The sequence below is a fragment of the Jannaschia formosa genome, assembly GCF_003340555.1.
In the GTDB taxonomy this organism is placed as follows: Bacteria; Pseudomonadota; Alphaproteobacteria; order Rhodobacterales; family Rhodobacteraceae; genus Jannaschia; species Jannaschia formosa.
In genome coordinates this window covers 1-2,832 of sequence record NZ_QPLJ01000070.1, presented here as the reverse complement: position 1 = coordinate 2,832, position 2,832 = coordinate 1, and the positions used below count along the sequence as shown (strand labels likewise).

At 60.9% G+C, this 2,832-nt stretch carries 2 protein-coding genes; both read left to right on the top strand.

Going from position 1 to position 2,832, the window contains the following annotated elements; all coding sequences use genetic code 11:
• Window positions 1-941: 941 nt before the first annotated feature.
• Window positions 942-1,838, top strand: coding sequence for a polysaccharide deacetylase family protein (locus tag DR046_RS22735; protein WP_115384613.1), 897 nt, complete (start codon window positions 942-944; stop codon window positions 1,836-1,838).
• Window positions 1,839-1,904: 66 nt separating this feature from the next.
• Entirely contained in the window at window positions 1,905-2,387 is a 483-nt protein-coding gene (locus DR046_RS22730) for an ureidoglycolate lyase (RefSeq protein ID WP_115384612.1), read from the top strand.
• Window positions 2,388-2,832: the final 445 nt, after the last annotated feature.

Genomic DNA, 2,832 nt, shown 5'->3' with positions numbered 1-2,832 from the left:
GGAGCCCATCGGGAACATCCCGCCAGCCGAAGCCGAGGCCAACTTCTACGCCGCTCTGGAAACCGAACCCATGGCCGCGTAACTAAACGCAATCAGCCTCCGGCAAACCCGGAGCGGTTCAGACCGATTTCTGACTATTCGATGAAGCGCAGTTCTAGGCGAGCGCTGGATGATCTACTTGCCAGTCTTGCCCGGAGAGGCGCGAGTGTCATCATAACGTTCCCTGCGGGCCAGGCGTCCAGTGGTTTGAGCGGTGATGATGTCCGAGAGGTTGCTGCTGGCCACTACAGGATTGCTGAGGATAGAGTTTCTTCGCGGTTCTCAACGATGGGTGGCGACCTCAAGCATCGGGCCGCTCGCCAGCAGGCAGATGAACTTATCCTCACCCTGTCGCCTCACACAGCTTAGAGATATTTGCTGACACAATTTTCTGGGATAGGTCCTACTCTCGGCCAGATATGAAAATGGAGCCCACAGCCGTCCTCGACAGCGTCCCTCACCACTTGGATATCGGCTTCAGTCGGTCTCTAGCAGGCTGCTGAGAAAGTGCACACGCCCACAAAGTGCGCGGAGCGGCCACGGAGGGAGACAAGATGTAGATTTCCAGCAGATTAAAAAATCAACATGATGTGGCAACCCTAGACCGGAAGACAAGCACCGGCGACTTTTTCAGCAGCCTGCTAGGCGACACCTACCTTTTTGACCTTCAGCTCGAACCGGCTCATTCTGGTTTGTCAAATTCCCATATTCTCCAATGCAGTGGCAGGTTCGCGCTGGCAGCGAATGGCCGCTTCCCGCCCTTCTCTACCGTTGCAGTTATCAACGCCGACCTGAACGTCGGGAGATCAATTTTCGCTCCTGCCCGCCAGAGTCGGCGTGGCGCGAGTATACTTGCTGCTTGTAGACCTCTTCGACGCCACTGACATCGGACAGTCTCATCCATGCAACGTGACTTTATCGGCTACGGCCCCAACCCCCCGGACCCGCGCTGGCCGGGCGGCGCGCGCATCGCCCTCAACATCGTCGTCAACTACGAAGAGGGGTCCGAAGAGAGCTATCCCGATGGCGACAGCCAGTCCGAGGGCGGCCTGACCGAAGGCGGCGGCGGCGCGTTCTCCACCCGTGATCTCGGTGCCGAGTCGATGTTCGAATATGGCAGCCGCGTCGGCGTCTGGCGCCTCCTTCGTCTCTTGAGAGAGGCTGGCGTCCCGGCGACGATCTTCGGATGCGCGCAGGCGCTCGAGCGCAACCCGCATGTCGTCGACGCCATCCGGCAGAACCGGTGGGACGTCTGCGCCCATGGCAACCGCTGGGTGCGACATCAATCTCTCGACGAAACGGAGGAGCGTCAGGCTATCTCGCAGGCCTTCGATGTGATCGGCAGCCTGTGCGGCGACAGCCCGGTGGGCTGGTACTGCCGCTATGCGCCTTCCGAAAGGACGCGCCGCCTGATCGTGGAGCATGGCGGCTTCCTGTATGACTCGGACAGCTATGCGGACGAGCTGCCTTACTGGACGCGGGTGGCCGGGCGGGATCACCTGGTAATCCCCTACAGCCTGGCCCATAACGACGGAAAGTTCGCGCGCGGGAACGTGGCGACGGCGGGGCAGTTCTTCGAGTTCCTGCGGGACAGCTTCGACATGCTTTATGAAGAAGGCGCGACGCATCCCAGGATGATGAGCGTGGGATTGCACTGCCGCCTGATGGGTCATCCCGGCCGCGCGCTGGCGCTGAGGCATTTCCTCGCGCACATCCAGTCCCGGCCGCATATCTGGATCTGCAGGCGTATCGACATTGCCCGGCACTGGATGTCGGAACATCCGCCGCAGCCTGAATGACACGGAATTGCCTCTGAGCAGACTGTCCTATCAAGGATCGAAATCAATGACAGGACCACGCCAACCATGATCCCTGCCGTAAAGTGGATCACCGAGACGGAGTTCGCGCCTTTCGGCACGGTGCTGCGACACCCCGGTGGCGCCGGGCGCCATTACATCGATGCCGCAATCGAGGACATGCTGCCGCAAGCGCGCCCTCGTCTCTGGATAAACCATCTCTCCGCCGTTCCAGGGGACATCCGTCTGGAGCAGATCGAGCGTCATCCGCACAGCGCACAGAGCTTTCTCCCCCTCGCGTCGGTGACGCTGCTGACGGCGGTCTGCCCGACACTCGGGGATAGCCAGCCAGATATCGGGGCACTGGAGATCTTCCTGCTGCCGCCGGGAACCGGCATTACGTACCGGCGTGGGACCTGGCATCATGGCCTGATCAGCCTCGACCGGGATTGCGACGTCGCCGTCCTGATGGGGCAGCGCGAGGATGGACAAGACACCGAATTCCACTCCCTGCCAGAGCCCGTCCATATTCCCCGCAACACGCTGCGTTGATACCGGACCGGGTTGACGGGCACGGCGACAAGGCAAGTACCGCCCCTGCCACGACCAGGTTGATCACCGGCATGCAGCCGGCCTGGCCGGACGCCCTTACCGCTCAACCGCCCGAAGCGTGGCACATCAGGGTATACCCTGCGGTGACAGGGTAAGGTGCGCGATGAAGCCGTAACATCTGGTTTGACCACGACTATTTGTGACAGGGTAGCGTCACCTCAAAACCCTGAGGTGACACATGGCGAAAATTGGCTACGCATGCGTCAGCACGACTGATCAAGACCTATCCATCCAAATCGACCGCCTCAACGCTGAGGGTTGCGACCTAGGCGGTGTTGACAAAACCCTTCCCCTGACTGGCTTGGCGTGATTCACGGTGCCCGACTGTGATCGGGCGGAGTGATGCGATGGCGCGGGATCTGATGTCGGATGCGGAGTGGGTGTT

What these genes read in the sequence shown, in the direction of transcription:
- DR046_RS22735 (WP_115384613.1), top strand. Translation starts at nt 942, where the DNA reads ATGCAACGTGACTTTATCGGCTACGGCCCCAACCCCCCGGACCCGCGC.
- DR046_RS22730 (WP_115384612.1), top strand. Translation starts at nt 1,905, where the DNA reads ATGATCCCTGCCGTAAAGTGGATCACCGAGACGGAGTTCGCGCCTTTC.